The organism is Mesorhizobium sp. M1252, assembly GCF_040318265.1.
GTDB lineage: Bacteria > Pseudomonadota > Alphaproteobacteria > Rhizobiales > Rhizobiaceae > Mesorhizobium.
This window is the reverse complement of sequence record NZ_JAMYLX010000008.1, coordinates 175,401-202,083: the sequence shown is the minus strand read 5'-3', so window position 1 is coordinate 202,083 and position 26,683 is coordinate 175,401. Positions and strand designations below refer to the sequence as shown.

The 26,683-nt window shown below is 64.0% G+C and carries 25 protein-coding genes; 11 read left to right on the top strand and 14 right to left on the bottom strand.

Annotation, left to right across the window (positions count from 1 at the left end; all coding sequences use genetic code 11):
* Positions 1-62: 62 nt before the first annotated feature.
* Both NKH22_RS18220 and NKH22_RS18215 read right to left on the bottom strand, forming a co-directional pair.
* A complete protein-coding gene (locus tag NKH22_RS18220) occupies positions 63-503 on the bottom strand; it encodes a lipid-binding SYLF domain-containing protein (protein ID WP_352910352.1) in 441 nt (146 codons plus the stop codon).
* A 160-nt stretch (positions 504-663) separates the two neighbouring features.
* A complete protein-coding gene (locus tag NKH22_RS18215; protein ID WP_023686527.1) occupies positions 664-1,656 on the bottom strand; it encodes a hypothetical protein in 993 nt (330 codons plus the stop codon).
* Between the two features lie 198 nt (positions 1,657-1,854).
* On the opposite strand from NKH22_RS18215, the gene NKH22_RS18210 reads away from it, so the two are divergent.
* Together NKH22_RS18210 and NKH22_RS18205 are read left to right on the top strand one after the other, a co-directional pair.
* The gene (locus NKH22_RS18210; protein WP_031202403.1) at positions 1,855-2,523 is read left to right on the top strand and encodes a GNAT family N-acetyltransferase; all 669 of its coding nucleotides are present in this window, start codon (positions 1,855-1,857) and stop codon (positions 2,521-2,523) included.
* Positions 2,524-2,536: 13 nt separating this feature from the next.
* Positions 2,537-3,748, top strand: coding sequence for a cytochrome P450 (locus tag NKH22_RS18205; protein WP_023686529.1), 1,212 nt, complete (start codon positions 2,537-2,539; stop codon positions 3,746-3,748).
* Here NKH22_RS18205 and NKH22_RS18200 read toward each other — a convergent pair.
* The 4 genes from NKH22_RS18200 to NKH22_RS18185 all read right to left on the bottom strand — a co-directional run bounded on the left by NKH22_RS18200 (position 3,732) and on the right by NKH22_RS18185 (position 7,220).
* Entirely contained in the window at positions 3,732-4,646 is a 915-nt protein-coding gene (locus NKH22_RS18200; protein ID WP_023691919.1) for a glycosyltransferase family protein, read from the bottom strand. The genes NKH22_RS18205 and NKH22_RS18200 overlap by 17 nt on opposite strands.
* Positions 4,643-5,518: an alpha-1,2-fucosyltransferase gene (locus NKH22_RS18195; RefSeq protein ID WP_023691920.1), complete on the bottom strand. Its 876-nt coding sequence runs from the start codon at positions 5,516-5,518 to the stop codon at positions 4,643-4,645. The genes NKH22_RS18200 and NKH22_RS18195 overlap by 4 nt, the downstream gene beginning before the upstream one ends.
* A gap of 105 nt (positions 5,519-5,623) precedes the next feature.
* Positions 5,624-5,983: a hypothetical protein gene (locus NKH22_RS18190; RefSeq protein ID WP_023691921.1), complete on the bottom strand. Its 360-nt coding sequence runs from the start codon at positions 5,981-5,983 to the stop codon at positions 5,624-5,626.
* Between the two features lie 88 nt (positions 5,984-6,071).
* Positions 6,072-7,220 (bottom strand): amidohydrolase, encoded by a 1,149-nt coding sequence (locus NKH22_RS18185; protein ID WP_023804632.1) that lies wholly within the window; start codon positions 7,218-7,220, stop codon positions 6,072-6,074.
* A 278-nt stretch (positions 7,221-7,498) separates the two neighbouring features.
* On the opposite strand from NKH22_RS18185, the gene NKH22_RS18180 reads away from it, so the two are divergent.
* Positions 7,499-8,488 carry a GlxA family transcriptional regulator gene (locus NKH22_RS18180; protein ID WP_023691924.1) on the top strand — a complete coding sequence of 330 codons (990 nt, stop codon included), beginning with the start codon at positions 7,499-7,501 and terminating at the stop codon, positions 8,486-8,488.
* Here NKH22_RS18180 and NKH22_RS18175 read toward each other — a convergent pair.
* From NKH22_RS18175 to eglC, 3 genes are read right to left on the bottom strand one after another with little or no spacing between them, the layout of a single operon-like run.
* The gene (locus NKH22_RS18175) at positions 8,475-9,794 is read right to left on the bottom strand and encodes an HlyD family type I secretion periplasmic adaptor subunit (RefSeq protein WP_023735099.1); all 1,320 of its coding nucleotides are present in this window, start codon (positions 9,792-9,794) and stop codon (positions 8,475-8,477) included. The genes NKH22_RS18180 and NKH22_RS18175 overlap by 14 nt on opposite strands.
* Positions 9,795-9,797: 3 nt before the next feature.
* On the bottom strand, positions 9,798-11,558 hold the full coding sequence (locus tag NKH22_RS18170; RefSeq protein WP_352910346.1) for a type I secretion system permease/ATPase: 1,761 nt from the start codon (positions 11,556-11,558) through the stop codon (positions 9,798-9,800).
* On the bottom strand, positions 11,559-12,983 hold the full coding sequence (eglC, locus tag NKH22_RS18165; RefSeq protein ID WP_352910343.1) for an endo-1,3-1,4-beta-glycanase EglC: 1,425 nt from the start codon (positions 12,981-12,983) through the stop codon (positions 11,559-11,561).
* A 393-nt stretch (positions 12,984-13,376) separates the two neighbouring features.
* Between eglC and NKH22_RS18160 the strand changes: the two genes are divergently transcribed.
* A complete protein-coding gene (locus NKH22_RS18160; RefSeq protein WP_023683102.1) occupies positions 13,377-13,820 on the top strand; it encodes an SRPBCC family protein in 444 nt (147 codons plus the stop codon).
* A gap of 70 nt (positions 13,821-13,890) precedes the next feature.
* Here the strand turns inward: NKH22_RS18160 and NKH22_RS18155 are convergent, their stop codons facing one another.
* The 3 genes from NKH22_RS18155 to NKH22_RS18145 form a co-directional block, all read right to left on the bottom strand.
* The gene (locus NKH22_RS18155; RefSeq protein WP_023683101.1) at positions 13,891-14,856 is read right to left on the bottom strand and encodes a hypothetical protein; all 966 of its coding nucleotides are present in this window, start codon (positions 14,854-14,856) and stop codon (positions 13,891-13,893) included.
* Positions 14,857-14,984: 128 nt separating this feature from the next.
* Complete coding sequence (locus NKH22_RS18150; RefSeq protein ID WP_023691930.1) at positions 14,985-16,487, bottom strand: helicase HerA domain-containing protein; 1,503 nt, start codon at positions 16,485-16,487, stop codon at positions 14,985-14,987.
* Positions 16,488-16,623: 136 nt separating this feature from the next.
* Positions 16,624-17,265: a glutathione S-transferase family protein gene (locus tag NKH22_RS18145; RefSeq protein WP_352910339.1), complete on the bottom strand. Its 642-nt coding sequence runs from the start codon at positions 17,263-17,265 to the stop codon at positions 16,624-16,626.
* A gap of 146 nt (positions 17,266-17,411) precedes the next feature.
* Between NKH22_RS18145 and NKH22_RS18140 the strand changes: the two genes are divergently transcribed.
* The gene (locus NKH22_RS18140) at positions 17,412-17,642 is read left to right on the top strand and encodes a hypothetical protein (protein WP_023669703.1); all 231 of its coding nucleotides are present in this window, start codon (positions 17,412-17,414) and stop codon (positions 17,640-17,642) included.
* 142 nt (positions 17,643-17,784) lie between these two features.
* Here NKH22_RS18140 and NKH22_RS18135 read toward each other — a convergent pair whose 3' ends face one another.
* Entirely contained in the window at positions 17,785-18,270 is a 486-nt protein-coding gene (locus NKH22_RS18135) for a hypothetical protein (RefSeq protein ID WP_023669704.1), read from the bottom strand.
* A gap of 175 nt (positions 18,271-18,445) precedes the next feature.
* On the opposite strand from NKH22_RS18135, the gene NKH22_RS18130 reads away from it, so the two are divergent.
* Positions 18,446-18,811 carry a RidA family protein gene (locus NKH22_RS18130; protein ID WP_023683098.1) on the top strand — a complete coding sequence of 122 codons (366 nt, stop codon included), beginning with the start codon at positions 18,446-18,448 and terminating at the stop codon, positions 18,809-18,811.
* A gap of 103 nt (positions 18,812-18,914) precedes the next feature.
* Positions 18,915-20,147: an amidohydrolase/deacetylase family metallohydrolase gene (locus tag NKH22_RS18125; RefSeq protein WP_023710832.1), complete on the top strand. Its 1,233-nt coding sequence runs from the start codon at positions 18,915-18,917 to the stop codon at positions 20,145-20,147.
* 208 nt (positions 20,148-20,355) lie between these two features.
* On the opposite strand, the gene NKH22_RS18120 is transcribed toward NKH22_RS18125, so the two are convergent.
* Positions 20,356-22,143, bottom strand: coding sequence for a flavin-containing monooxygenase (locus NKH22_RS18120; protein WP_352910336.1), 1,788 nt, complete (start codon positions 22,141-22,143; stop codon positions 20,356-20,358).
* Between the two features lie 396 nt (positions 22,144-22,539).
* Here NKH22_RS18120 and NKH22_RS18115 point away from each other — a divergent pair, with 396 nt between their 5' ends.
* The 4 genes from NKH22_RS18115 to kdpB are packed head-to-tail and all read left to right on the top strand — an operon-like array spanning position 22,540 to position 26,677.
* Positions 22,540-22,629 carry a K(+)-transporting ATPase subunit F gene (locus NKH22_RS18115; protein ID WP_023691936.1) on the top strand — a complete coding sequence of 30 codons (90 nt, stop codon included), beginning with the start codon at positions 22,540-22,542 and terminating at the stop codon, positions 22,627-22,629.
* A gap of 18 nt (positions 22,630-22,647) precedes the next feature.
* Positions 22,648-24,351 carry a potassium-transporting ATPase subunit KdpA gene (kdpA, locus tag NKH22_RS18110; RefSeq protein WP_023820586.1) on the top strand — a complete coding sequence of 568 codons (1,704 nt, stop codon included), beginning with the start codon at positions 22,648-22,650 and terminating at the stop codon, positions 24,349-24,351.
* A gap of 8 nt (positions 24,352-24,359) precedes the next feature.
* The gene (locus NKH22_RS18105; protein ID WP_023820585.1) at positions 24,360-24,587 is read left to right on the top strand and encodes a hypothetical protein; all 228 of its coding nucleotides are present in this window, start codon (positions 24,360-24,362) and stop codon (positions 24,585-24,587) included.
* The gene (gene kdpB / locus NKH22_RS18100; RefSeq protein WP_352910333.1) at positions 24,584-26,677 is read left to right on the top strand and encodes a potassium-transporting ATPase subunit KdpB; all 2,094 of its coding nucleotides are present in this window, start codon (positions 24,584-24,586) and stop codon (positions 26,675-26,677) included. The genes NKH22_RS18105 and kdpB overlap by 4 nt, the downstream gene beginning before the upstream one ends.
* Positions 26,678-26,683 lie beyond the last annotated feature (6 nt).

Genomic DNA, 26,683 nt, shown 5'->3' with positions numbered 1-26,683 from the left:
CCATAGGCGATTATCATCGCCCCAGACGAGCTTACCCCACCGAGAACGCGAGGGAGCGCCCCTTACTTCAACGAAATCGCCATCCCGCTCAGATCCGCATTCACCTGCAGCCCCACCTGCCGGCCCGTAAGCTCGAGCTGGGCGCCCTTGTCGTTGGTCATGACGATCACCTGCGCGCCCTTGCCGAGCGCGCCGCCACCGCCGGCCGCGCCATAAACCCCGGTCGCATCGCGGACCCTGCGGATGTGCCGCACGGTGCCCCGGAAATACGTCTTGGAAACGCCAAAGGCGAGGCCGCCCGAGACGCCGCCGATCGAGATCGGATAGGTGCGGCCATGGAAGGTAAGCGTGCCCTCGCCGCCCGAGCCGCCGACGAAGAAGGCCGCCTTGTAGACGGCAAAGCGGATCGTGCCGCTATCGGCATGCGCGGCACTGGCCGCCCCGACGGCAACAGTGGCGATGGCCGCAACCGCAAGCGAATGAAAGCTGGACGAGATGGTCATGATGGGAGCTCCTCAAGTGCGCCGCTTGCCCAACCGGCAGGGCTCGTCGGCGTCGTAACCAACTTGAACAATCTAGCCCGTGATTTGGTTCCAGGCAGGCTGTGACAAGATCCGACGAAACGTGACGTGGTGTACTTTCGGGTTGCGGAGGAGGCGGCGGCTATTTCCTCTTCCTGAGCACTTTTCGCAGCGTTAACTTCAACCGCCTCATCTGGTAATGGCGCCGCAACTTGGCCAGCGCCGACTGGTGGGCGGTGTCGATTGCAGCCAGCGAGTCCGCCTCGGTAGCCTGCGGCAGCGCGAGCAGCGCGTCGGCCTGAAGATCGGCAAAGGGCTTGGGGTCATAGATGGCGAACGGCGTCGGCGGGTCGCTGAGCACGGTGGGGTTGCTGTTGATCTCGAACACTACAAGCCTGCCGTCCACGAAAGTGTAGTCGATGCGGCCATACTGCATGCGGGCTTTTTCGAAGACCTGCATGACCGCATTGGCGTCAGGATTCGTATCGACATAGGTCCTGATTTCTTCGATATGCGCCGGCAGCAATTGCTCGGGCGAATTCTTGACGAACCACGATTTCGACATGGCGCAATGCTGGCCGTAGATCGTATCGCCGACCCGAAACGCCGCGTACTTCCTGAAATAACCGTCCATTCCGGGGGTGCCGATCATCTCCACCACCATCGGCCGCACCAGATCGCTACCGTCCAGCCGGGCGATCGCGGCGTCCAGCGCCGGCCGGTCGTGCAGCAGCGGCGGCTCCCTGTAGAGTGCGCCCGTCTCGTCGCGGATGAAAACGGGATAGCGTATCGCCTCTTCCAGCTCGTCCGGCCTGAACACACGAAAAGCGTTGCTGCCGTCGGCATGAAGCAGGCGCAGCAGGTCGAAGCGCTGCAGGCTGGCGGTCGGGTGATTGAGCTGCGTCAGGCCGGTGTTGTCAGCCAGTTCGGCGCTGATGCCGGCCGCGCGGCTCAATTCGTCCGATGTCAGCCGGTCCATGTCGGACCAGATGACCACCCCGGCGCGAACGCCGCGCAGCAGCCCGGCATCCTCGTAGCGCACCAGCCGGAACCACGCCTCCAGGTCAGTCCGGTGATACAGAAGCACCACCGCCTGCGTGTAGGCGTGCTCCCGGTGCGCGACGTAAAATATCATGCGTTTCCGTTGTCCGTATGTAATTGCAAAGGGGAACCATGATAATTAGACAGGCTTGTGAAAGCCGTGAAATGGTTCTCGATCCGGCATGCGTCAAACAGGAGATAGAACAGGTTGACGTTTCCGTGAAGCTGCAAACCGCATTGGCAAGAAACTGCCATGCGCCATCAACGCGTTAGAAGTCGAGGCAGCCGACACATGAATTTAGACGATGTTGCGATACCCATCCGCCGGTTAGACCTGGAAGACATCCCTTTGCTGATGGAGCTTGAGGCTGCCGCCTGGGCCGCACCGCTGCAGGCGAGCGAAACGACCATCCGCCACCGGCTGGCACTTGGACACACCATGTTCGGCGCGATCGATGGCGATCTGCTTGCTGGCACCATCTGCTTTACCGAGACCAGCCAGGATCCGCTGGTGCGCGCCGATTTCCCCAGGAATTTCGATGCCTATGCATCGCTGCCGCGCAGCGAGCCGGTTTACGCACTTTACGCCTACAATCTCTGCGTCCGGCCGAGCCATCGCGGCTCCAACACGGCGGTGCGGCTCTTGAAGGAGATGGAGAGCCACGGCCGCCGCCTGGGCGCCAGCTGGCTGATCGGCGATGGCCGCTGCTCGTCCTATGCCGGCTCCTCGGGCGAAGAGTATGATCATGTCAAGGCCGATGCGCGGTTCCGCGCCACCATCGACCGCTGGAACCAGACCGGCACAAGACCGCCGCTGGAAGAGATCATCCGCGATCCGCTGCTGCGCATGCACTACCGCGTCTACGGATGCGAGTTCCTCTACGTCATGCCGGACTTCTTCCCGCAGGACGCCACGTCAGGCGGCTTCAGGGTCATTTCAGCCAAGAATCTCAAGGCATGAGATTCGAGCCGTCATGACAGCTCCGCATTTCGATCCGTTCGCGCTCGGCGACGACCCGTTTCCGCATTTCGCCCGCATGCGCGCCGCCGGCGGCATTGCGCGCGGCGTCGCGCCCTATCCCGAGCTGGCCGACGCGCATTATGTGTTCAGCCATGAGCTGGTGTCGGGCGCGCTGAAGCATCCCGCTCTTCTTCAGGCGCCGCCGGGTACATATGAAGAGGTCCGCCGCAAGCTCGTCGACCATGCGCCCATGGCTCTGCTCAGCCGCTCGGTGCTGCTCGCCGATCCGCCTCAGCATGGCGCCTTGCGCCGGCCGGTCGCTGGCTTTTTCTCACGGCCGGCCATCGAAGCTCTGACGCAAGGTCTTCGCGCGCTGAGCCACGAGCTGGTCGAGCGTGCGCTGGCGGATGGCCGCGTCGACGCCGTCGCCGGGCTCGCCGTGCCGGTGTCCTTCTGGCTGCTGCAGGAAATCCTCGGCATCGAGATCGAGGACCCTTGGGCGTTGAAATCGGTGACCCGCCGCATGGCCAGCGCATTCGACCTGCGAAGAGCGCAGCCGCCGGCAGCAAGCGCCGAGGCTTATCGCGAATGCCAGGCTTTTGTCGAGGAGCGGCTGGCTCGACAGGCCTACCGGCCGGACGGAATGGTTGCCGGCATGGTGCGGGAGGTTGCGCAAGGCCGCTGGTCGCGCGGGGACATGGTGGCCAACATCGTCTTCATGCTGTTTGCCGGACAGGAGACTGTCGTCGACGCTCTCGGCAACGCAATTGTTGCGCTGGATCGCTTTCCCGAACAGCGCGCGCTGCTCGAGCGCGGCGCTGTCGACTGGAGCAGCGCGGCGGCCGAACTGCTGCGCTATGGCGCCTCGGTGCAATACGCCGTCGCCCGCATCGCGGCGCAGGACATCGACCTCGGCGACGTCAGGATTGCGGCTGGCGAAGCGGTCGTGCCGGTGCTCGGCAGCGGCAATCGCGACGATGCCGTCTTCGCCGATGGCGACCGGCTGGACCTCACGCGCCCGCCAACCATGTCGATGACCTTCGGCACCGGCCTGCATGTCTGCCTCGGGCAGCATGTCGCCCGTATCGAGATCGCGGCGATGATAGAAGCCCTGTTCACCCGTGCGCCCGGATGGCGGCTCGATGCCGCAAATGCCGAGCGCCGCGCCTCGATGTCGTTTCATGGCATGGCTACCGCGCCGCTGATCCTCAACCCCGCTGCGTGAAAAGCGGCCGCGTCTGGGGGATGACCGCCGGGTCGAGCGACCTGACGATTTCCGAAACCTTTGCCCGCAAGGCGCCCACCGTCGCATCGTCGAGCGGATCGAGAATATCGTTCTGATCTCTCGATACCCGGTACTCGTCCAGCGACGGCGCCTCGCTCGACGGCGTGAAGCCGCCGCCGCGGGCATGCTTGTCGGCCAGTTCCTGCCTCGATTTCACGGCATAGTGGCGGATCCAGCCGATCTTCCATTCCATCGGCATGGCCGCCGGGTGCTTGTCGAGCGTCATGCCGTCGACCAGCGTCCTGCGCAGCGAGATGCGGAAACCGTGCGGGTGCGGCATGAACTGCCCGGGATCCCGCAGCGCCTTGCGCAGCACCGAGGACACGCGGGCAAACGACTTCTTCCAGCGCGCGGTCGGGGCGTCATGCGTGCCGCGCCTTTGAAACCGCACCGTCACCAGTTCGTCGTCATAGGCCTCTTTGCCGTCGCTGCCGAAATTCACCCAGCGAAAGGCGACGCTGCGCACGCCCGGGCGGCTCAAAAGCGAGCGGACCAGTTCGGCTCCGCTCCAGGGCGGCGCGTCGAGCGGCTCGAGGAACTCGTCGGCGTCCATGAAGCCCAGATAGCGATAGCCGTGGAGCAATGCCTGCCAGTAAAGATAGGAATAGGCCCGCCGCTGCGGCAGCACCGTGTCGTGTCGCCAGTCGACCAGCCGAATCCAGCCGGCATCGCGCAACGCCTGGAGCACCGCCGTCTGCGGTCCGGCGCTGCAGTTGTCGGCGATCATCAGGTCGAAGCCATGCAGCTTGTGCCAGGCGACCCACTCGATCACATAGGGCTGCTCCAGCTTCATGATCGCGCAGATCACCGGCCTGTTGACGGAAAACGGAATTCTCATCGCAACGCTTTCCCCGCGCCACCCGCTGCTGCTTGAGGCTCGACCTGCCGGAACGGGATCGCATCGCCATAAAATGCCGCAAGCTGCTCCGAAGAGCCCGTCCAGTCGCCCATGTCGAACTGGTGGAACCGATAGCGTGGGTCGTCAAGGGGCAGCAGGTCGATATCCGGCCTGATGCACCGGTCGAATATGCCGGCCACCGGCAGATGGATCGTCCGCGCCGAAGACAACCAACCGGCCAGCCAGGAGAAGCTGCTCACCCCCGTGACGAGATGGCTCGCCCGGCGCAGCGTCTCGAAATCGGTCAATGGCGACGCCTTCGGCGCGAAGACAGCATCGGGAAAACGCTGACGCAGGCGCCGGCAATAATCGTTGTCGTCATGGGTCTGGCCGACGAAGACCGGCTTGCGGCCGCTATCCTTGATGAGCGTCTCGAAGAAGCCGAATGGCATCGGGCAATAGTTGCGGTGGAAGCCGTCGAGGATGTCGCCGGCCCGCACATGGATGACGAGAAAATCGTCGCCATGGGTCGGCGCGGCGACGGCACGCCCGTCGAACAGCCCGGAGACCTCGTCCCGGTCATAATAACCCAGCCGCTGCGCGAAGCCCTTGAAGCGGATGCTCCGCGCCCGCCTGTCGCGGAACGCGGCTATGATCCCGTCGAGGTCGTAGCGGTGATAGCCGTCGACCCGAAGCAGCCGGTATTTCCAGAACAAAGGCGGCCGCACCCTGGCAATGGACCATTCCGGCAGGTCGGCGTCGCAGACATAGCCACCGGGGATACGCTTCGCCAGCACATGGCAAAACATGTACTGGAACATCTTGTTCGCCATGCCGCCAAACGGCTGCATCACGATGGGCACTTGCCGCATTGGACCCCTTTCGCCAAAGACGGTCATTGTTACCCGAGCTGCGCGGGCCGGTCGACTGGCCTCTGACGCCAAGGGCGCATCATGATCGCCGCCGGCAAGCCACCCTCAGGGGTAATGCGTCGGCTTTGGCGCGTAGATCTTTGGATCGAAGTCCAGATCCCTCGGCAAGGGCAGGCTTGAGCACTGCAAATGCACCTCGCGTGCGAGCAGCCTTCGCTGCTTCTGCTCGTTCTCCTTGATGGCCGCCACGAGGCCCATGCTGTAGGGCCCCAGCACGACGCCGGCGGCCCATCCCGGATGCTCCTTCTCGCGCGCGTCGTAATTCATGGCATCGGTGCGGGCCTGCTGGCATTCCGGCGTCGCCCATTTCGGGTCTTGGGTCGAGAGCGAGGCTCCATACTGGACCGGAGACGATACGCACCCTGCCACTGTCGCAGTCAACGCGACGACCATTGCAATTCTCATCCGCAAGCCCCTCCTAATGTAGGAGGCGACTACAAGACGATTCCAGCGGGAAAAAGGCAGCTCCAGGATGCGGATTTTGCAGGGCCGCTCACCCCAGCAGGTTGCGCGCCGTGCGCATGAAGATCTTCGAACCGATCGGGATCAGATCGTCGGGAAAATCATAATCGGGATTGTGCAATGACGGGGTGCGCTCGCCCGCGCCGAGGAAGAACATCGCCGACCTCGCCTTGTGGCCGAAGATGCCAAAATCTTCCGAAGCGCGCATCGGCAAGGCTTCCTCGCTGCGCGCGACGCCCTCTTCGTCCAGCGCGCGGTTGAGATGTTCCACCGCGTCTGGAGCGTTGACGCTGGCGACGAAGATCTCGTGATAGTCGCAGCGCACGGAAAGGTGGTGCTCGGCCGCGATCCTGGTGGCCAACGCTTCCGCCGCCGCGACCAGTTCCGCCATGCGCTCGTCGCGCCTTGTACGCAGCGTCGCCCACACCTCGGCGTAGCCGGGCGCGATGCCGAACACGGCCTCGCCCATCGTCGCATGGGTGACGGTGACCATGCTGAAATCATCGTCGGCAAAGGTGCCGCGCCCCAGTGCCGGAAGCGTCGGCATCAGCTGGCTGATCGCCGGCATCGGCGACACGCCGGTTTCGGGCATGGAGGAATGCGCGGTCTTGCCCTCCAGCACGATGCGGATGCCGCGCGAGGCGCAGTTGACCACGCCGGGCTTGAGCCGCACCTCGCCGAACGGCACGCCCGGCAGATTGTGCAGCGAGAAGGCGAAGTCCGGCGCGATCTCGCCAAAGCGTGGATCGGCGACGACGCCGGCGGCACCATTGCCGGTCTCCTCCGCCGGCTGGAACATCAAGACGACGCGGCCGCGCGCCGGCCGTTCTCGTCCGAGCTGACGGCCAAGTGCGGCCAGGATCGCGGTGTGGCCGTCATGGCCGCACATATGCGATTTTCCCGGCACCTGCGAGGCATGCTCGACGCCCGAAAGCTCCTCGATCGGCAGCGCATCGATCTCCGAGCGGAACAGCACCGTCGGTCCCGCCTGGCCGCTGTCATAGACCGCCGCCACGCCATGACCGCCGAGGCCGGTCAGTACCTTGTCCGGCCCTGTATCGGCGAGGAAGCTGACGACTTCCTTGGCGGTCTGTTCTTCCTCGTTGGAGATCTCCGGGTTTTGGTGCAGCTTGCGGCGCCATGCCGTCAGCTCGATGATATCGCGATTGGTGAGGGTCATGGCTTGGGCTCCGCTTTGGTGCTGCAGGTTACACAAACACGATAGGGTTTTTCTCACGCCGTGCCATGCTGATCAATTCCACTGGTCCATCTGCCTGTCTTGTGTGAGCGTAGATGACGACATCCCATGACCACCACACAACCCAGAGAATTTCCAGCTCCGCACTGAGGCCGTCGATCTCATCTCCGACATCCGGTGGCTTCTCCTGAAAAGCGCCGCGTGCTCGCCTGTGCGACATCTTTGCTTCCATCCACCCGAAGGAACGTTTCGGAGCAACAATGGCCAGGCGGTTTGCGTTTCTCTTGGTTCGCGACTTCACGCTGTCGCCGCTGTCGCTGTTCATCGACACGCTGCGGCTGGCCGGCGATGAGGGCGACCGCAGCCGCCGGATCGAGTTCGACTGGGAGATCGTTGGCGAGCGTGGCCTGCCGATCCGGGCGAGTTGCGGTGTCGAGTTGCTGCCGACCAAGGCGATCGGCAATCCGCAGGAGTTCGACAATGTCGTCGTGGTCGGCGGCCTGCTCGACACCAACCGCAGCCTCAGCTCCGAAAAGGAGGCCTTCCTGTTGCGGGCGGCCGAAAAGGGCGTGCCGCTGACGGCGCTTTGCACCGGCAGCTTCGTGCTCGCGCGCTACGGTCTGCTCGATGGCTACAGTGCCGCCGTCAGCTGGTTTCACATCAAGGATTTCCGCAGCCAATTCCCTGATGTGAACGCCCATGCCGACAGCCTGTTTTCCGTCGATAGGGGCCGCTCGACCTGCGCCGGAGGCACGGGTGCGGCCGACCTTGCCGGCCATTTCGTGTCGCAGTTCATCGGCCGCAAGGCTGCGGAAAAAGCCGCCAAGATCCTCGTGCTCGACCGCATCCGCTCGAGCCTGGATGTGCAGCCCGTCGGCGATCTCTTTCCGGCCGCGTCGAGCCGAGCGGTGAAGCGGGCGCTGCTTCTGATGGAAAGCAATCTCCAGGAGACGCTGTCGGTCGCCGAGATCGCGGGCCGGTTGCATTTATCCCGGCGGCAGCTTGAGCGGCTGTTCGGCGCCGAGCTCGGCATCGGCCCGATGGCCGCCTATCTTGCGCTGCGCGTACATCAGGCCAAGTCGCTGCTGGAGGGGAGCGACTTGGCAATCGGCGACATCGCCTACCGCTGCGGTTTTCCCAATGCCGGCCATTTCAGCCGTGTCTTCCGCCATCAGACCGGTATCACGCCGACCCATCTCAGGCATCCGAACCGAATGTCGGGCGGGGCGCCCTCGCCTATCGCTCCGTGAACGCCCGCGCGAACGAGTCCAGCATCGGCCGCGCCAGATATTCGAGGAAGGTTCGGTCGCCGGTACTGATAAACGCCTCGACCGGCGTTCCCGGGTAAAGCTGCTCGGCTTTCACGCCCTGCGGCAGCGTGTCGGTGATCTTCAGCCTGGCGCGGAAATACGCCTCATGCGTGGTTTCATCGATCAGCCGGTCGGCGGAAATTTGCGTCACCGTAGCCGGGACCTCAGGGGTGAGGCGCGCGTTCAGGGCGGACAGCCTGAGCTTCGCCGGCTGGCCGACGCGAACCAGGTCCACGTCTTTCGGCCGCAGCTTCGCGTCGACGATGAGGCCCGACGCGGTCGGCAGGATCTCCATGATCTTCTGCCCCGGCGCAATCACGCTGCCTTTGGAGTTGTAGATCGAGGATACCACGATGCCGGCTGCCGGCGCCTTGATCGTCGTGCGCCCCAGCACCGCCTCGGCTGCGGTGATCTGTTCGCCGATGTCGGCCAGGCTGGTGCGAACCTCGTCGAGCTTGGTCAGCGCGTCCTCGACGCGCTGCGTGGTCGCGCGCTCGACCTGCGCCTGGGCTTCGACGATCTGCGTCTTGGTCGCTGCGATATCCGCCTCCAGCGCGCCGGCCTGGCCGACCAGATCGGCCTCGCTGCGCAGAAGCTGCGAATATTCGCTGCGGTTGGTGAGACCCTTGTCGAGCAGGCCGGTCTTGATGCCGAGTTCCTTCTTCACGATCTCGGCCTGTTGCTGGATGGCGAGTTTCTGCGCCTCCAGTCCCAGCGCCGACTCACGATGCATGGCGACGCGCTGCGCCAGGATCGACTGCTCGGAGCGGAACCGGGCGAGCCTGGCCTCGAACTCCTTCTGCTGTTCGTGCACCAGATTGTCGAAATCGCGCTGGAACGGCGCGGGTGCTGCTTCGGCGATCGGCGCCAGCCTGTCCGATCCGTCGCGCTCGGCCTCAAGTCGCGCGGCACTTGCCCTGAGCGCGATCGTCTGTCTGGTCAGCCGGTTGAGGTCGGTCTCGGCCGCCCTGCGGTCGAGCAGGACCAGCGGTTCGCCTTGTTGCACGCGGTCGCCTTCATGCACCAGCAACTGCTCGATGATGCCGCCCTCGGGGTGCTGGATTAGGATGTTGCCGCCCGTCGCCGAGATCGTGCCGGAGGTGATCACCGCGCCGGAGAGCGGCGCGTTCGCCGCCCAATAGCCGAAGCAGCCGACGAAGAGCGCTATGGCCACGTAGCCGACGACGGCCATGCGGCGGAAGTCGGTGCGCGGTCGACCTTCGAAGGCGAGGCTCTGCTGCATCATCGTCTATGACCCGAAGCGCACGCTGTGCGGGCGCACGGTCGGCACGAACGAGCCTGTCACCACCGCGCTCCCGGCCTTGCCGGCCGCCGGTTGCCTCAGCACCTCGCTCGCAGGGCCGAAAGCTTCGACCATGCCGTTGCGCAGGACCATGACACGGTCGCAGGCCGCGGCGATCGAAGGGCGATGCGTGATGACGACTGTCGTGACGCTTACACTTCGCGCGGCCGAAAGCATCCCTTCGAGCGCCGCCTCCCCACTGCCGTCGAGATGGGCGTTGGGCTCGTCCAGCACCAGCATGCGTGGCTTGCCGTAGAAGGCGCGCGCCAGCCCTATCCGCTGGCGCTCGCCGCCCGACAGCACGGTATGCGACGGGCCTATCATGGTCTGATAGCCGTCGCGCAGCGTGAGAATCAGCTCATGCGCCTCGGCGCGCCTGGCCGCTTCGACGATCGCGGCGTCATCGGCGTCGGGTTCGAAGCGGGCGACATTTTGCGCGATCGATCCCGGGAAAAGCTCCACCTCCTGCGCGAGATAGCCGATATGCCTGCCAAGCTGGGTTTCGTCCCAGCTCCTCAGGTCGGCGCCGTCGACCCTGACCGCGCCGCCGGTCGGCTGCAGCGCGCCCACAAGCAATTTCGCCAGCGTCGATTTGCCGGCCCCGCTCGGGCCGACGATCGCCACCGCTTCGCCGGCGCCGATGGCAAAATTCAACCGCTTGAGGATGGGCTCCGTGCCGAAAGCCGCAGTCGGCGCGATGAAGAACAGATCCTGCACCGAAATCGCGCCCAATGGATCGGGCAGTGCGAGCTTGCGCCCCTGCGCTGGTTGCGCCGCAAGGGCGGTGTCCAGCCGCTTCCAGCATCGCTTGGCGTCGACGATCTGCCGCCAGGATCCGATCAGCTGGTCGAGCGGCTGCAGCGCGCGCGAGGACACCAGCGACGAAGCGAAGATCATGCCGGCGGTCATCTGCCCCTGCAGCACCAGCCACGCGCCGGCGCCGAGGATCGCCAGTTGCAGCATCATGCGCAGCGCCCGCGACGTCGCGCTGAAGATCGCATTGGCGCTTCCGGAACGGTCATGCAGGGTCAGCGCCTCAGTGACGTGCTGTCCCCAGACCGCGGCGGCATTTTGCACCATGCCCATGGCGCGCAGCGTGTCGGTGTTGCGGGCAAAGGCCTGCTCCGCCTGGCTGGCCACCGCCGAGCGTTCCGCCGACATGGCATCGTTCCTGCCGATGGCAAGCTGGTTAGCCACAACCAGGAGAAACAGCAGCACGGCGCCGGCGAGCGTCAGCCAGAACAGGACGGGATGGATGAAATAGAGCAAGGCCAGGAAGACGGGCGCAAACGGCAGGTCGAACAACACCGCCACGCCGCGCGACCTGATGAAGGCGCAAGTCGTGGCAAGGTCGTTCAGCGGCGACAGCCCGCTGCCGGCATGTCTGGCGCCAAGCGAGGCGACGAATGTCCGCGCGCCCAGTTTCAGGTCGACGGTGGCCGCAACACGTTGCGCGTAGATGGCGCGGACCGCGTCCAGCAGGCCGAGGAAGGCGAGCGCGAGGACCGCCATGGCCGAGAGATAAAGCAGCGTCTCGACGCTGGAGGACGGCAACACCCGGTCATAGACCTGCAGCAGATAGAGCGGGATCACCAGGAGCAGGATGTTGATCAGCAACGAAAATATGCCGATATCGGCGATGCCGCGCAGGAAAACCGGGCGCAGGCCGATGGCCGCATCCCTGAGTGGCGCGCGGTCCCGTGACATCTAGACCGCGTGCTCGGCTGTCGTGCTCAGATGGCTCTGCTGCAAATCGTTCAGCGTATAGGCGTGGATATAGTCGATCTTCATTTGCGCGGGCGTCGCCAGATGGTCGGGCGGCGCGCCGCCTTGACCGCCGACCGCAAGGTCGACCAGCATATACATGGGCTTGTTCATATCGGACGGCGTCGCCGCTTCCGCGACCTGGACGCCATCATAGGTCCAGACCAGCTTGTCCGGCGTCCACAACAGGCCATAGGTGTGATAGCCGTCGGTGTTGGAGACATTCACCGTCGACCCGACCGTGGTGTGGGTTCCCGTCTCATTTGTGTGCGCGGTCATGAGAAGCGCATTCGGGTTCTGCCCATACATTTCGATCACGTCGAGTTCCGGGGGCCATGAACCGTCTTCGGGCAGAAGCCAGAAGGCCGGCCACGCGCCGGCATTTTCCGGGAGATCGGCCCGCATTTCGAAATAGCCATAGGTCTGCGAGAAGGTGTCGTGCGTCGTCAGTATGCCGGAAGTGTATTCGTAATTGTTGATCAGCGGCTTGATGTCGTCGGGCGCATGCGCCGCGGTTATGGTGAGCACGCCGCTTGCGACGCTGAACGGATGGACCGAGCTGGTCGGCGCATAATTGGCGTCGATATACCATTGCAGCTCGCCGTTCTGGGGCTGCGAGCTGCCGTTCTGCGCCCCCCACCAGAAATTGGAATCCCAGATGCCGCTCTGGCCGTTCCACAGGCTCAGCGTGTTGAAATCGTCGTTGAAGGACAGCGTCATGCCGGTCTTGTCGATCGGCAGCTCGAACTGGCCGGGCTGAAACTTGTCGATCGTGGTGTTGTGGAACACCAGCACCTCGCTCGAGCCGAGGTTCAGCTGCACGTTCGATCCCACCTGGACCATATTGGCGTGGACGGCCTCGAACGAGGTGAAGGCATAGCCGTTGAGGCGCACCGTGTCGGTCGCGCCGAAATCGGAGATAAGGTCGCTGCCATTGCCCTTGGTGATGATGAAGGTGTCGGCGCCGGCGCCGCCGATCAGCACGTCATTGCCCTTGCCGCCGTCCAGCGTCTGGCTGCCAGCGCCGCCCGTTATGATGTTGTCCTGAGCATTGCCGAAGGCATAGTGGCCGTCGCCGGTGACGACGAGGTTCTCGAAATTGGCGGGCAGCTTGTAGCTCATCCAGGTATCGATCGTGTCGACGCCCGCGCCGTAGTTCTCGACCGCTTTGTTGATCGTCGAATAGAGATGGTAATAGTCGTCGCCCGCGCCGCCATACATGGTGACCTTGACGTTGGTGTCGCCCCAGAAGGAATCGTTGCCCGAGGTGCCGTAGCGGTAAGGCGCGCCTCCAGTCGCCGAGAACCAATGGGTGGAAGCGCCGGTATAGGGAAGTGGAATGCCTTTGGCGTTGAGGACTGTGGTCATTCCGACACTCCTTGCGCGTGCTGCCTTGGTCGTTCGACAACCTTCGAGCGACCATTCGGATCAACTCTTAAATTGATCCGTCGTTCCAGGGAATCATTCTATAGTACACCAAGGAGATCGTCGCCCATCATTTAATAGATAATGCCGAAGGCGTTAAGCTGATCCTAATACAACTTTGTAGGAGAGACTTACAATTTTAATAAATTGTGAGATCCGCGCCGAAAGGTTAGGCAATGACGCGACACGACCGCCTGCCTGAGGCGGCGACTCGAAGTCGCGGGCGGATGGCTGCCGGCAAAGGGCTCAAGAAAATTTGACAGGCTATGTCGGACCGGGTGAGGTTCACCCGTCCTTGGGGCATCGAACAACGAAACCACAAAGGATACCGAAGAGATGCCAAGCACCGTACGTTTGCACCGCGTTCTGACGACCAGCCCGGAGAAGGTCTACCGCGCATTCACAGAAGCCGACGCGCTGGCGAAATGGCTTCCGCCGAACGGCTTCACTTGCACCGTGCACAGCTTCGACGCGAAAGTCGGTGGCGCCTTCAAGATGTCGTTCCGAAACTTCACGACGGGCGGCAGCCATTCCTTCGGCGGCGAATATCTCGAACTCGTTCCCGGCGAGCGCCTGCGCTACACCGACAGGTTCGACGACCCCAATTTGCCCGGCCAGATCGAAGTGACCGTGCTCCTGAAGAAAGTGTCGGTCGGCACGGAACTCGACATCACGCAGGCCGGCATTCCGGACGTTATTCCGGCCGAAGCCTGCTATCTCGGCTGGCAGGAGTCGCTGCGCAATCTGGCAAAGCTCGTCGAACCCGAGATCAATCAGTAGAGCCCATCGGATCGGCGGCGCCGCCCAGCCAGTCCGCGCCGCCGACAATGCCGAGCCGAGGACTCATCCCTCACGGCCCGGTGCAGATCGGCAACGGTTGTGGCGGCGGTGGCGGGTTGTCCTTGGCGTATTGCGCGATGATCGGCTCAAGGCTCTTTCGCGGCCAGAATTTCGGCTTGCCGATCTCCTTCAGGCAGGACGCATTCCAATAGGCGCCCGATTTACCAACGGCGGTGATGTCGCGCGATTCCGGGTAGATATAGAGCGTCGTCGGATTGCCCTTCACCATCGAAATGATCTGGTCGGCGTCGGACGGCGACCAGCTGGTGCAGCCATTGCTGCGGCCGCCGGCATAATCCACCAGCTTGCCGTATGGCACGAAGCCGTCATGGTCGGCATAGGAGCTGTTCGGGTTCTTGCGCAGGCACATGCCGCGCAACAGCCGCGCCGCGTGGCCACCGATCACCCGCTGCCTGGCATTCGCCGTCTCCCCCTCACCGTCGAACTGGATGAAGGTGCGCAGCAGCGCCTGGTCCTTTTTTGCGCCGATGCGGTAAAAACCCTTGAATGAGATCTTTGCCTCGCCGGTCATATAGGCGCCACCGGTCGTCAAGGACGAGTCCAGGGCATTGCCGAAGTTTTTCGCGCAGCGTTTGCCGTTGGAGAAATCGACCACGCCTTTCAAATTGCGGCCGCCGCCATGGCCCGACGAGATCGCCCTGAACGACTGCTTGGCCTCGCAAATGACGTAGTAGCGCCGCCCTAGCACGCCATTGCCGAGATCGCCGGGGCGAGTCGCATCCATGGCGAAATAGCAGCCATTGTGGACCGCGCCTTGCGCGACCTTCTTCAGGTAAAGCGCGCGCGCCCGCTCCAGCACCACTTGCGAAATCTCGCCGTCGTCATTGCCGACATGGGCCTGCAGCCAGGCCGGTATATCGGAGGACGCGGCAAAAGACCGGGCAGACATCGTCAAGGCGATGCCGGCGACGGCGAGGAGGCCAAAGACAAAGACAGCCAGAGATTTCAACCGCACCGGACAACCCTCCCGCCCGAACCGTTCTGCGATTCTCGGAAACCCATCATAAATCGTCGCGCGCCGATCGGCGAAACACATCTTGTTCAGAACCGCGCAAGCAAGTCAGGTAGCTGCCTGTTCGCCTTTCACAGCGCCAGGCTGCCCTGTTCCGCCTCCGCGGCATTGGGGTCGCCCGGCGCCGTCGCCCAGGCGAGCTCGACCAGCGTCACCGTGCGGCGGCCGGTGCCGTCGAGCTGGCAGACGATGAGGCCCTGCTCCTCGATATAGGTGAGCAGCCGCCGGGCGCGCCGCAGCGAATGCGAGCCGTAGGCGCGCGCGATCGCCGCGTCGCTCGGGCACGGCCAGCCCTCCTTGGCGGCGCGGGCGATCATCATGAACACGCCCTGCATGTCCTCGGGCAGCAGCGAGGCGCGCACGGAAACGTCCTGCCAGGCGTCATCGCCTGCCATGTCTGCGCCGAGCCCGGCGCGGGCACGCGTCAGCATGCGACGGAATTCTGAGAGGTCCGGCACCACCGAAGCGAGGCCTTCGATGCGGCAGCGGACGACGAACTCCTGATAAAGCACGCCGATGACGCGGAAACCCGCATCGGGCTGCGCCAGGATGGCGCGCAGGACACGGTCCACCCGCTCTCGCCGCTCGGCCATATCCTCGGCGCTTACCGCCGGTTCCGCAGGTTCCGGGCGGATCTCCATCGCCGCCGATTTGGCCGCCATCAGCTGGTCGAGCAGCTCCGGCGACGCCATCCGGCGCGGCGCGCGCATCGTCTCGGGCGGCGGCGCCGCCAGGATGATGGCGCGCGCGTCTTCAAGCGCTGTTTCCGGCATTGCCATCAGCCGCGGCGTACCGTTGCGCGGGCTGGTCTCGGTCTGGCCGATGCGCACGCCCAGCGGACGGCGCGACAGCGCTGGGCCCAACGCCATGAAGTGCCCGCGCTCCAGGTCTCGAAACGCCTCGGCCTGACGCCGTTCCATGCCCAGAAGGTCGGCGGCGCGCGCCATGTCGATATCGAGGAAGGTACGGCCCATGAGGAAATTGGACGCCTCCGCCGCGACATTCTTGGCGAGCTTTGCCAGCCGCTGCGTGGCGATGATGCCGGCAAGGCCGCGCTTGCGGCCGCGGCACATCAAATTGGTCATGGCGCCGAGCGAGAGCTTTCGCGCCTCGTCGGACACTTCGCCGGCCACGGCGGGCGCGAACAGCTGCGCTTCGTCGACCACCACCAGCATCGGATACCAATGCTCGCGGGCAACCTCGAACAACCCGCCGAGAAAGGCAGCGGCGCGCCGCATCTGGTTCTCGGCATCGAGCCCTTCGAGATTGAGCACCGTGGAGACGCGGTGGATGCGCGCCCGTTCGCCGGCTGCTTGCAGGCCACGCTCCGTATGCTCCTCGGCATCGATGACCAGATGGCCGTAATGGTCGCCCAGCGAGACGAAATCGCCTTCCGGGTCGATGATGGTCTGCTGCACCCAGGGCGCGCTCTGCTCCAGGAGCCGGCGCAAAAGGTGCGATTTGCCGGAGCCGGAATTGCCTTGCACCAGAAGCCGGGTCGCCAGCAGCTCCTCAAGGTCGAGCGCCGCCGGCGCACCCGCCGTCGTCTGTCCCATCTCGATGGCTACGGTCATGTCACGACTCTCCTTGCGGACAGGGCTTATCAACCCGGCCGCGAGCCGTCGAGCGCGCCATGGCAACTCGCCCGCTGTTCCACACCTATGCTGCCAAAGCGCCACACATCAGCCCATCTGCCCAAAGGGAAGCACATCAAGCGGAGTTGACCGGCGGCAGAAGCGGCGCGTCCAGTCCGTCGAAGGGATCGCGCCAGGCATCGATGGCTTCGAGCCGGCGATACCAACCCAGGACAGAGGGATAGTCCGCCAGCGGCAGGCCGGCTGCATCGTTGAACGGCAAAAACGTTGCCATACGGAAATCGGCATAGGAGAGCGACTTGCCCACAAGCCATGGCCGCTTGGCGAGCTCCGCCTCGAGAATCGCTGCCGCGATGCGGAACTCCGCCAGCCCCTCCTCGACCTTGCCCTGGTCGACGGGCCCAATCCCGTAGCGCTGCTTGGTTCCGCGCTCGAAATGCACGATGTCGCAGGCCCGCACGAAATTTTCCTTGCCCCAGCTCAGCCAGCGGATCATGTCGGGTTGGTCGCCGCCGCCGCGCCAGAAATCCGAACCCGCTTCGCGCGACAGAAGGCAGGCTATGGCGTCGGCTTCCCACAGGCTGCCGCCCGTCCATGCCAATATCGGCAGGGTAAGATTGGGATTGAGCTGACGAAACCGCTCAGCCTGCCCGGGCGCCATGGGTGCCGCGAACTCACACTCGACCTTGGCCTGCAGATGACGTGCCGTTGCTACCGTGAGGCGCGGATTGGGATTGCGGCTGAAGTACAGTTTCATATCCGGTCCTGGACGCTGTGGGCTCGACCCTATCAAACACGCAAACGTGCCCTCCCGGCAATCTGGTCGGACCACGATTCCGCTGGCACACGCCGTCGTTCGGCGTATTATTTCCTTCGGGAGAGGGTTCTTGGCAGGAGGAAGCCATGAACGTAGTGCCGAGCGTACCTGTCATCGACGTGACAACCCAGAACCTTGTTTCCTCTGCGCTTTCCAGATTCCGCGCCGGCGATACCGTCTCGACTAGAGCGGCGCTCGACGCCATCCGCCGCATGGATCCAACCTGTGTCGACAGCGACGACGATCTCGTCGAACTCGTCGTCATGGCAGCAATTGGTAAGACCATGGCGGTCGTGTTCGACCACCGCTCCCGCTAGCCCTGTGGGACGAACCTGTGCCGTTCAACTCGCTTGAGTTCGAGTGAGTTCAGTTGGCGCCGCGCGCCGAGCTTTTACAGCCGCAGCCCGGGAAGCGGACGTCTTCGTGCGCGAAGGACGGCAATAGCATAAGCGGCAAGACTCAGATCCCCAAGGGATGTGGCATGTAGCCGACGAAGCCGCCGATCTTCCAGTGGCCCGCCACCTTCCTGCAAAAATACAGCGTCTGCCATTTCAGCTTGTCGACGCTGCCATCGGCCTTGGCCACCGAGCCGTTGAACTTCTTGTGCAGCACGGCGCGGTCGCCATCGACGTCGATGTCGCGCATGTTGGTGACGCGAAACAGCGCCTCGCGCAGCGGCTCGGCGAATCTGGCCGCCGCCGTCTCCTTGGCCTGGCGCAGCCATTCGTCGCGATAGACGGCAAGGCTCGGGAATTGCAGACGCCAGGCGTCGGCATCGCTGAGGAAATGCGCATGCATGCCGAAGAAGCTGTCGGCGAGGAAATCATCCTCGACCATCGACCAGTCCTGACCGATAAAGGCGTCGATGTCGCGCCGCACCAGCATTTCCCAGAGCGCGTGACGATCCGCATCGCCCTCTGGAAACGGGTTCTTGTCGAAGGTCATTGAAATCTCCTGTCGGGAAAATGCGACGCGCAAGATGCTGGCGAGCCTGCGATAAAGCAACACGCGTTTGGAAAAATGTTGCTTTCCAAAAAGCCCCCTATGAGGATCCCCGGGACAGGCGTAGAGCGGTCGGCGAAAACGGGGCGCGGCCCGCCATTCTGAACAGGAGTTTCCCTTGCCCAAAGAGTGTTTTGGAACATCCCACGTGCCGCTGTCGCCGGCCGTGCGCGCCGGGGATTTCGTCTACATCTCAGGTCAGGTGCCGGTCGACGGCGACCGCATCGTGGTCAAGGGCGGCATTACCGAGCAGACCGAGCAGGTGCTGCAGAATGTGAAGGCAGCACTTGCGCTGGCCGGCTGCACCATGGACGATGTCGTCAAGACCACGGTCTGGCTCGAGGACGCGCGCGACTTCGGCGCCTTCAATGCCGTCTACGCCAAGCACTTCCCGAAAAATCCGCCGGCCCGCACCACGGTCGAATCGCGGCTGATGATCGACATCAAGATCGAGGTCGAAGCCGTCGCTTACCGGCCGGTTTGACCAGTCGGGGCATGATCCCGAAAAGTGGAAACCGGTTTTCTCGGACAAACGGAAACCGTTTTGTCCAAAGATCATGCCCCGAAACAAAGAGAGGCAGGCGCCGATGCAGTTCGATCTCCTGATCAAGGGCGGCCGCCTGATCGATCCGGCCTCGGGCCTGGACGCGCCGCGCGATGTCGCCGTTGCGGGCGGACGCATCGTGGCCATCGAGGCGGCGATCGATGCCGAGCACGCCACCAAGATAGTCGACGCTCGTGATTGCATCGTCACGCCCGGCCTCATCGATTTGCATAGCCATGTCTATTGGGGCGGCACCTCGCTTGGCGTCGATGCCGACCGGCTGGCGGCCAAGAGCGGCACCACCACCTTCATCGACGCCGGCAGCGCCGGCGCCGGCAATATTCTGGGCTTTCGCCGCCATGTCATCGAGCGCTCGAAGGTGCGCATCCTGGCCTATGTCAACATCTCCTTTGCCGGCATATTCGGCTTCTCGCAAAGCGTCTCTGTCGGCGAATGCAGCGATCTCAGGCTCTGCGAGCCACGCGAGACGGTGGCTGCGGTGCGCGAGCACGCCGATGTCGTCGTCGGCGTAAAAGTGCGCTCCGGCAAGCATGCCGGCGGCGCCAGCGGCATCGCGCCGGTCGATCTCGCGCTGGAAGCCGCCGACCAGGCCGGCCTGCCGCTGATGGCGCATATTGACGAGCCGCCGCCCGGCCGCTCCGAAGTGCTGCCGCGGCTGCGCAAGGGTGACATCCTCACGCACTGTTTTCGCCCGTTCCCCAACGCGCCGGTCTTCGCCTCCGGCGCGGTGCGGCCGGACATGCGGCTGGCCCGCGAACGCGGCGTCATCTTCGACATCGGCCACGGCATGGGATCGTTCGACTTCGCCGTGGCGAAAGCGATGCTGGCCGAGGGCCTCGCGCCCGACGTCATCTCCAGCGACGTGCATCTCTATTGCGTCGACGGTCCGGCCTTCGACATACTGGTCTGCATGTCGAAGCTAATGGCGCTGGGCATGCCGCTGGTCGAGGTGCTGCGCGCCGCCACGCAAAGGCCAGCCGAGGCGATCGCCAGGCCGGAGCTTGGGACGCTGAAAGTTGGCGGTGTCGGCGATGTCGCGGTGCTGAGACTGCGCCCCGGGCGCTTTACCTTCGTCGATGCGGTCGGTGCGGCGCTGATCGCGGATCAGCGGCTCACATCGGACGGCATCGTCGTGGGTGGTGTCTGGTGGCCGAACGAAGCCGCCGACCACAACGAGACCGAGCGCTTCGAGGCCCACACGCACCATACGCATGTCGAGGTCGCGGCACGGCATTTCGGGCGTAGGCACGATTAGCTGGTCTCCCCTTCATGGGAGATGGTCTGTCTTTCGGCGGCGCGTTTGAGGACCGCCTTCCCCCACTCCGTCTCGGCTTCGCCGAGCCACCTCTCCCCCCTCCGGAGGGAGAGGAAAGGCGCCAGCTGGAATCGCTTCGCGCCATTCCTCTCCCCCGTCGATCGGGGGAGAGGTGTCGAGCGAAGCTCGACGGAGTGGGGGTCGAACCTTACCCCGAATTACTCACCGCCCCAAACACCGGCGTCGCAATCCCTTCCATCCGCGCCTTGATCTGCAGCGCCACATATTTCGAGTAAAACCGCGACAGCGCCAGATTGCCGCCGTGGAACCACAGCGCGTCCTGGGCCGTCGGCTTCCACATGTTGCGCAGCTCGCCTTGCCAAGGACCGGGATCGCCCTTGACGCCGGAGCCGAGGCCCCAGCATGGCCCGACCTTGTCGGCGACCTCGCGCGAGACGATGGCCGCCACGGTCTCGTTCATCGACTGATAGCCGGTACAGGCGACGATCGCATCGACGGCCAGCTCGCTGCGGTCGTCGAACAGGATGCCGGTCGGCGTCAATGAACTGATGCCGACGCCGCTCTTCACTTTGATCTCGCCATTGATGATCAGTTCGCAGGCGCCGACATCGATGTAGTAGCCGGAGCCGGTGCGGTAGGCCTTCATCAACAGCCCGGTCTCGTCCTCGCCGAAATCGATGGCGAAGCCGGCGGCGCATAGCTGGTCGTAGAAGTCTGCGTCGCGTGCCTTGATCACCTCGTAAAGATCCCGCTGGCCCTTGGGTACAAGCGCGAACGGCGTGGACGCGACGATCAGGTCGGCCTTGTCGGTGCTGATGCCGCGCGCCAAAGCCTTTTCCGAGAAGATCTCGAAGCCGACTTCCATCAGAGTGTCGGATTTCACCACTGTCGTCGGCGACCGCTGGATCATGGTGACGTCTGCGCCGCTCTCCCAGAGGTCGACGCTGACATCGTGCCCCGAGCTTGCCGCGCCGATGACAGCGACACGTCTGCCGCGGAATTTCTCGCCGCTTGCATACTGGCTGGAATGCAGGAGTTCGCCCTTGAAGGTCTCGGCGCCGGGCAGCGCGATCTGGCGTGGCGGGCCATAGGCGCCGGTGGCAAAGACAATGTGCTTCGGCTTCAGCGTGATCTGCCGGCCGACGCGGTCGACCACCACAGTCCACACCTTCTCGGCCTCGTCATAGCTGGCGCTGAGGCATTTGGTGGCGACCCAGTAGTTGAGCTCCATCACCCTGGTGTACATCTCCAGCCAGTCGCCCATCTTGTCCTTGGGCGTGAACACCGGCCAGTTCTCCGGGAACGGAATGTAGGGCAGATGGTCGTACCAGACCGGATCGTGGAGCACGAGCGAGCGATAACGGTTGCGCCAGGAATCGCCGGGGCGCGCATTTTTCTCGATGATGATGGTGGGCACACCGAGCTGCCTCAGCCGCGCGCCGAGCATGATGCCGCCCTGCCCGCCGCCGATCACCAGGCAATAGGGCTGCTCAGTGGCGCCGAGATCGCGCGTCTCGCGCGCCCGCGCCTCCGCCCATGTCTCGCGTGCAGGGTCGGCCTTGTGGCGGATGCCGAGCGGCCGCGCCGGTCCCTTTTTCTCCTCGAACCCTTTGAGCTCCCGCACCGCCGTGAACAAGGTCCGGCAGCGGCCGTCCGTGAGGCGCACAATCCCTTCGCCCCGCGCGACCGACGTTTCGAACGTGAACCAGGCCTCGACGGTGCCCTCATCCGAGGTCGCCTCGCCGGACAGCGTCCAGTGTGAGGGCTTCGCTTCCGCCAGCGTCGCTTGCAGCATGTCGCGGATCGCACCGCGGCCTTCCATCGTGGTGATGTTCCAGGTGAAAGCCAGCAGATCGCGCCAGTAGCAATCCTCGACGAACAGGTTGGCGGCCGCCTCGGCGTCATCAGCTTCCAGCGCCCGTGCAAGCGCGCAAAGCCATGTCGCCGCCTGTTTCGATGGTGCCATGTCGAGCATCTGTTTTTCCCTCGTTTTGCGTTCCCATTGTTTCGAAAGACGGCGGCGCCGCAAGAGGGGTCGCGATATCATGGCGTCGGTTTCTAGCGGCCCGGAACGGAGCCATCTCCCGGAAATCTTTATAGGAATTTTATATCTTTCCTCCCGGCCCCGTCTCGAACCTTTATGGCGATCGGGTCCATATTCCACCACGAGCAAAACGCTCCGGACGCCGTAGCCTTCGAAGCTACGGCGGGTCGTTCTCATGGAATTTACGGCCTGCCAGCAACTGGCGCCAAGTACAAGCAAGGACCAACACAATGGACATTGTCGTCATCGGGATCGAGGTTTTGTTTTTCGCCCTTTCCCTCGCCTACATCAAAGCCTGCGACGCTCTTTAAGCGGAAGGATCGCAACATGTTTGTCGATTACATCCTCGGTGGCGGCGTGACCTTGTTCCTGCTCGTCTACCTGACATACGCCCTCGTTCGCCCAGAACGCTTCTGAAGCAAGGCACGGAAAGCCATGACACTCAACGGATGGATACAGATCCTGGTTTATTGCGGGATCGTCGTTTTGCTGGTGAAGCCGCTCGGCGGCTACATGTACCGCGTCTTCAATGGCGATCGCACCTTTCTCTCGCCCATACTCGGGCCCGTTGAGCGCGGCCTCTACCGCATTTCGGGAACCAGCGAGCGCGAGGAGCAGCACTGGACGACCTACGCGGCAGGAATCATCTTCTTCAGCCTTGCCAGCTTCCTGGTGCTGTACTTTCTGCAACGCCTGCAGAGCGTCCTGCCTTACAATCCGGCCGGGATGGCATCGGTCGAACCCAATCTCGCCTTCAACACTGCCGTCAGCTTCGTCACCAACACCAACTGGCAGAATTACGGCGGCGAAAGCACGTTGTCCTACCTCGTGCAGATGGCCGGCCTGACCGTGCAGAACTTCATGTCGGCCGCCGTCGGCATTGCCATCGCGGTGGCGCTGATCCGCGGCTTCGCCCGCGCCTCGGCAAAATCGATCGGCAATTTCTGGGTCGATATGACCCGCTGCACGCTCTACATCCTGCTGCCGCTCAGCATCGTGCTCACCCTCGTCTATGTCTGGCTCGGCATGCCGCAGACGCTCGGGCCTTATGTCGACGCCACCACGCTGGAGGGCGCCAAGCAGACGCTCGCCCTTGGGCCGGTCGCCTCGCAGGTCGCCATCAAGATGCTCGGCACGAATGGCGGCGGCTTCTTCAACGCCAATGCCGCGCATCCTTTCGAAAACCCCGACGCCATCTCCAACATGATCCAGATGGTGACGATCTTCGCGCTGGGTGCTGCACTCACCAACCTCTTCGGCCGCATGGTCGGCAACCAGCGCCAGGGCTGGGCGATCCTGGCCACGATGGGTGTGCTGTTCATCGCTGGCGTCGTTATCTGCTACTGGGCGGAAGCCGCGGGCAATCCGCTGGTCCATGCTCTGGGCGTCGACGGCGCCAACATGGAAGGCAAGGAGAGCCGCTTCGGCATTGCCGCTTCGGCACTATTCGCCGTCATCACCACGGCTGCGAGCTGCGGTGCGGTGAACGCCATGCATGACTCGTTCACAGCACTTGGCGGCCTGATCCCGATGCTCAACATGCAGCTCGGCGAAGTCATCGTCGGCGGCGTCGGCGCCGGCTTCTACGGCATCGTCATGTTCATCGTCATCACCGTGTTCGTCGCCGGCCTGATGGTTGGCCGCACGCCCGAATATCTCGGCAAGAAGATCGAGGCCAAGGAGGTCAAGATGGCAATGCTCGCCATCCTCGCTCTGCCGTTGGTCATGCTGGTCTTCACGGCAATAGCGGTCGTGCTGCCAAGCGCCGTCGCCTCGACGGCCAATGGCGGTCCGCATGGCTTCTCCGAGGTTCTTTATGCCTACACTTCGGCGGCGGCCAACAACGGCTCGGCCTTTGGCGGCCTTGCCGGCAACACGCCCTGGTACAACATCACGCTCGGCATCTCCATGTGGGTGGGTCGCTTTTTCGTCATCATTCCAGCGCTTGCCATTGCCGGCTCGCTAGCGACGAAGAAGACGGTTCCGGCTTCCGCCGGCACCTTCCCGACCGACGGCCCGCTGTTCGTCGGCCTGCTCGTCGGCGTCATCCTGATCGTCGTCGGCCTGACCTTCTTCCCGGCACTGGCGATCGGACCGATCGTCGAGCACCTGGCTGCCATCAACGGCCAGACATTCTGAGGCTTGTCATGTCCTGGTTCTACCCAAAACGCATGAAGGCCCGGCCGCGAGCCGGCCCACGAGCCGGCAATGAGGGGGAGGAACCGCCCCCTCCCTTCCCCGGCGTATCTACCTTCCTCGGCCTCGCGGCAGTCATGATCGTGATCTGGCTGCTGGCCTATGGCCCGCCGCCCCTCTTTTCGGCATCCGATCGGTCGGTGCCGGCCAACAGTTCAGATACTGGAGCCACCAAATGAGCCAGTCCAAATCCGCGAGCATCATGGATGCCCGCATCCTGTGGCCGGCCATCGGCGGCGCCTTCAGGAAACTCGACCCCCGCACGCTGGTCAGGAACCCGGTGATGTTCGTCGTCGGCATCGTCTCGCTTCTTACCACGGTCCTGTTCGTCAAGGATCTCGTCACCGGCGGCGGCGATTTCGGCTTTACGCTGCAGATCATCATCTGGCTGTGGTTCACCGTGCTGTTCGCCAACTTCGCCGAGGCCGTCGCCGAAGGCCGCGGCAAGGCGCAGGCCGATTCGCTGCGCAAGGCGCGCACCGAAACCCAGGCCAAGCTGCTTGCCGGCGAAGACCGCTCCAGGTTCAAGCTGGTGCCCGGCACCAGCCTGAAGGTTGGCGACATCGTGCTGGTCGAAGCCGGCGACATCATCCCGTCCGACGGTGAAGTGATCGAAGGCGTGGCCTCGGTCAACGAGGCGGCAATCACCGGCGAGTCCGCACCCGTCATTCGCGAATCCGGCGGCGACCGTTCGGCGGTCACCGGCGGCACGCAGGTTCTGTCCGACTGGATTCGCGTGCGCATATCAGCCGCCTCCGGCCACACCTTCCTCGACCGCATGATCTCGCTGGTCGAGGGTGCCTCGCGCCAGAAGACGCCCAACGAGATCGCGCTCAACATCCTGCTCGTCGGCATGACGCTGATCTTCGTGCTGGCCACCGCCACGATCCCGAGCTTTGCCTCCTATTCCGGCGGCTATATCCCGGTGACGGTGCTGGTCGCGCTGTTCGTCACCTTGATCCCGACCACCATCGGCGCCCTGCTGTCGGCCATCGGCATTGCCGGCATGGACCGCCTGGTGCGCTTCAACGTGCTGGCCATGTCCGGCCGTGCCGTCGAAGCGGCGGGCGACGTCGATACGCTTTTGCTCGACAAGACCGGCACCATCACGCTCGGCAACCGCCAGGCCACCGAATTTCGGCCGGTCAAGGGCGTCACCGAACAGGAACTGGCCGATGCCGCGCAGCTCGCCTCGCTCGCCGACGAGACGCCTGAGGGACGCTCGATCGTCGTGCTGGCCAAGGAGAAATACGCCATCCGCGCCCGTGACATGGCAACCTTGCATGCCAGCTTCGTGCCCTTCACCGCGCAGACCCGGATGAGCGGCGTCGACATCGATGGCTCGTCGGTGCGCAAGGGCGCCGTCGATTCGGTTCTCGCCTATGTCAGCCAGTCGACATCGGCCACTCACGGCACGCGCCCCGGCAGCGACACCGTCAAGGATCTCCAGGGGATCGCCGACGAGATCGCCAAGTCGGGCGGCACGCCGCTGGCCGTCGAGCGTGACGGCCGCCTGCTCGGCGTCGTCCACCTCAAGGACATCGTCAAGGGTGGTATCCGCGAGCGCTTTGCCGAACTGCGCAAAATGGGCATCCGCACCGTGATGATCACCGGCGACAATCCGATGACTGCGGCGGCGATCGCAGCCGAAGCCGGCGTCGACGATTTCCTCGCCCAGGCCACGCCCGAGGACAAGCTGAAGCTGATCCGCGACGAACAGGCCAAGGGCAAGCTGGTCGCCATGTGCGGTGACGGCACCAACGACGCGCCGGCCTTGGCGCAGGCCGATGTCGGCGTCGCCATGAACACCGGCACGGTTGCCGCCCGCGAGGCCGGCAACATGATCGACCTCGATAGTGACCCGACCAAGCTGATCGAGATCGTCGAGATCGGCAAGGCGCTGCTGATGACGCGCGGCTCGCTGACGACCTTCTCGATCGCCAACGACGTCGCCAAATACTTCGCCATCATCCCGGCCATGTTTGCCGTCTTCTACGTTGCGCCGGGACATACAATCGGCCCCCTGCAAGCGCTCAACATCATGCATCTGGCGACGCCGCAGAGCGCCATCCTGTCGGCCATCATCTTCAACGCGCTGATCATCATCGCTCTGATCCCGCTGTCGCTTAAAGGCGTCAAATACCGCGCCATCGGCGCCGGCGCGCTGCTCAGCCGCAACCTGCTGGTCTACGGCCTCGGCGGCATCATCGTTCCCTTCGTCGGCATCAAGGCGATCGACATGATCGTCACCGGCCTCGGCCTCGCTTAAGGAAAT